Below are 2,801 nucleotides of genomic sequence, written 5' to 3'. Positions count from 1 at the left end.
ATTATAGTTATATAGTTCTTTTTTTAGGTTAGAAAAATTATCAGTATTAAGTAGTAAAAAAGATATTTCCCTATTTCTTCTGATAAGATTAGAATAATTAATTCCGCTACTTTGCAAAAGTGAGCGAACATCATCAAATACATTTTTTAGTAAGTCTTCTCTTAGAGCATCTTTATCTATTTCTAAGACCAAAGCAGATCCGCCTTGTAGATCTAAACCTAATTTTAAACCTGATGTAAAATTATTGCTTGAGTGTTTGAAGATGGTATCATTTAATAAAATAAATAATGCTACAAACACTAAAACTACCGTTAAAACAACCTTCCAACGCGGAAATATTAACATTTAAACAACTATTTTTCTATTTTACTTACAACATAATTTTTATAAAGGTCTACTTCCACATTACTGGCTATCTCAACTACTAGTAGATTATCTTCTTTAATTTTTATAACTTTGGCTACCATACCTGAATTCAATAGTATTTTATCTCCTGTTTTTAAAGAACCTAACATATCTTGGTGTAACTTTTGTTTCTTTTTTTGCGGACGAATTAAAAAGAAATAAAATAACACAAAAATAAGTACAAAAGGTACTAAATTCATAATTAAAGCATATTTTGAATCCGGTGCAACGGTAGCAGTATCTGCTAAGGCCTGATTAATAAAAAGCATAGTAATATTTTCTCCTGATTGAATAAAAATTTTATAACACAAAAACTATAACAAATTATCTTACGAATTTCTATAAAAATTTATATAATCAAAAATGTTTTAGCAATAATACATAGTAGACTTATGTATTATTACAATAGATAATCCATAAATAGAAGCCCTATAGATTTAGCATTTTATTTAACTATGATGTCCTGCAAAACTTTAGAATTAAGCAAGATCCAATATCAAACTTTAACAATAGTTTTTAACTGTAAACTTTAACGATGACTATCTAAAAATTGTAAGGGATTAACTGCCTTAATATTTCTTCTTAATTCAAAATGCAGTTGTGGGGTTTTAATATCACCGGTTGTACCTATTTTAGCAATGATCTCCCCTTTTTTAATGATTTGCCCCTTATTTACTATCATATCATCCACATGTGCATAAGCAGTAACCCACTCTTTATTATGCTGAATTAAAATAATATTACCGAAAGACTTTAATTCATTCCCAACATAGGTTACAATACCATCTTCTGCTGCCTTAATCGGCATACCTTTACGAGCTGAAATATTGATTCCTTCATTTTCTTCACCGCTTTTTTGAGTGCCAAAAGGTATTAAAATTCTTCCAACTACTGGCCACACAAAATTAGGAATTAAATTTCTATCAAGCATTTCTCTATTAGGTTGACTATCAGGGGTTTTTAATTTAATAATCTGTCCAGGAGAAAGCACTGCTTTTTCATCTAAATCATTTAATTCTTGAATTTCTTTAGGTGTTATATTATGATTTCTTGCCACGGAAAAAAAGGTGTCTCCTTTTTTAATCTTATAATATTTAAATTCCGGCATTTCTATAATCATATTATCTTCTTCTACTTTAGGAATAACTTCTTGTTTAGTAGATTCCTGATGTGTTGTAGGATCTCTTTCCACCTCAGTTACTATTGATAAATCATTATTGGTATAAATTTTTAGCAATTTTCCTAAGAATATATTATGAGAAACTAAATTATTCCATTTCATAATATCTTCAACGCTTACTCCATATTTTTTTGATATGGAAAAAATAGTCTCATTCTTTATAACCATATGCTGAACATAGCCTTTTTCTAAGAATTTTACCTCACGATCTTCAACAGCCCATTTAGTTCTAGTTTCCGTAGCAGTTTCTTTAATTATTTGTTCAAAGTTAGCTTGGTTTTGAATTAGCCACTTAGTAATATGATGATTATTATAATCTTGTAATTGCTTTTGAGTTTCCTGAGTATACTCTACATCATCTTGGTTATCTACTGCCGTATTTGCTAATACAAACACTATAAAACTTACTAATATAAGTTTAATTTGATAAGTTTTCACTTAAATAATCCTGCTTGACTAATAATTTTTTGTTAACACTAGCATAGTTCTTAATAATAAATAAAAAGTTAAAATACTAGAGTAATTCAAGATAAACCTTGCAGAGTAAAATTTTCTACAAGCATTGTCATATTAATTCTTTACTAATTTTTGCACTAATTTCTTAGCATCTTAAAATACCTTTAGTTGCAATGAACCCTGCTAACGCATAAACAACCAAGGTCCAATTAAAATAACTACCGAAAAATTCCTATAGGTACACCTATAATAACTACAACTGTAATCCGTGCTAAGATTAAAGCAATAGTCGAACTTTTTTTTATGCTCAGCACTAATCTCAGTAGCAACTGAGAGTGCCAAGGCAAAGTAAACACCATGGCATAACCCGATAACAACCCTAGATGCAAATAAAAACGCAACAGAATTCAATACAACAGATAACAGATTACTTATAGTAAAAATAAATAAAACTAATATAATTTGAGATTTTCTATCAAGTTTTGCAATTATATTGATAAAAATTGGTGTTCCTATAGCAGCCCCAACAGCATATAAAGATATAACTAAACTCATTCTTTCCAAAGATATATTAAAGGAATTAGACATAACGGATAATAAACCTAAAGGTATAAATTCCGCCAATCCAAAAATAAACCCAATTATGGCAAGACATATTATTATAACAGAAGTCTTTTCAGCTTTATTATGATCCATTATCATGTTTTAATTTCCTATTTATATATTAAGATTAAGTAATTAATCTTATAAAATAAAATTG

4 protein-coding genes are annotated in these 2,801 nt (G+C 28.1%); all 4 read right to left on the bottom strand.

The genetic code is table 11. The features are described from left to right. A partial coding sequence (locus tag ACQCX0_RS01610; protein ID WP_462562393.1) for a hypothetical protein occupies positions 1-345 on the bottom strand: 345 nt, incomplete at its 3' end. 8 nt (positions 346-353) lie between these two features. Beyond that, entirely contained in the window at positions 354-674 is a 321-nt protein-coding gene (gene yajC, locus ACQCX0_RS01605; protein WP_462562392.1) for a preprotein translocase subunit YajC, read from the bottom strand. A 260-nt stretch (positions 675-934) separates the two neighbouring features. After that, positions 935-2,023, bottom strand: coding sequence for a peptidoglycan DD-metalloendopeptidase family protein (locus ACQCX0_RS01600; RefSeq protein WP_462562391.1), 1,089 nt, complete (start codon positions 2,021-2,023; stop codon positions 935-937). 201 nt (positions 2,024-2,224) lie between these two features. Then, positions 2,225-2,743 carry an MFS transporter gene (locus ACQCX0_RS01595; protein ID WP_462562390.1) on the bottom strand — a complete coding sequence of 173 codons (519 nt, stop codon included), beginning with the start codon at positions 2,741-2,743 and terminating at the stop codon, positions 2,225-2,227. Positions 2,744-2,801 lie beyond the last annotated feature (58 nt).

The sequence above is a fragment of the Candidatus Hepatincolaceae symbiont of Strigamia maritima genome, from assembly GCF_055505085.1.
This window is presented reverse-complemented; position numbering and strand designations above follow the sequence as displayed.

Coding starts and splice junctions, on each gene's coding strand:
- yajC (WP_462562392.1), bottom strand. CDS start 674: ATGCTTTTTATTAATCAGGCCTTAGCAGATACTGCTACCGTTGCACCG.
- ACQCX0_RS01595 (WP_462562390.1), bottom strand. CDS start 2,743: ATGATAATGGATCATAATAAAGCTGAAAAGACTTCTGTTATAATAATA.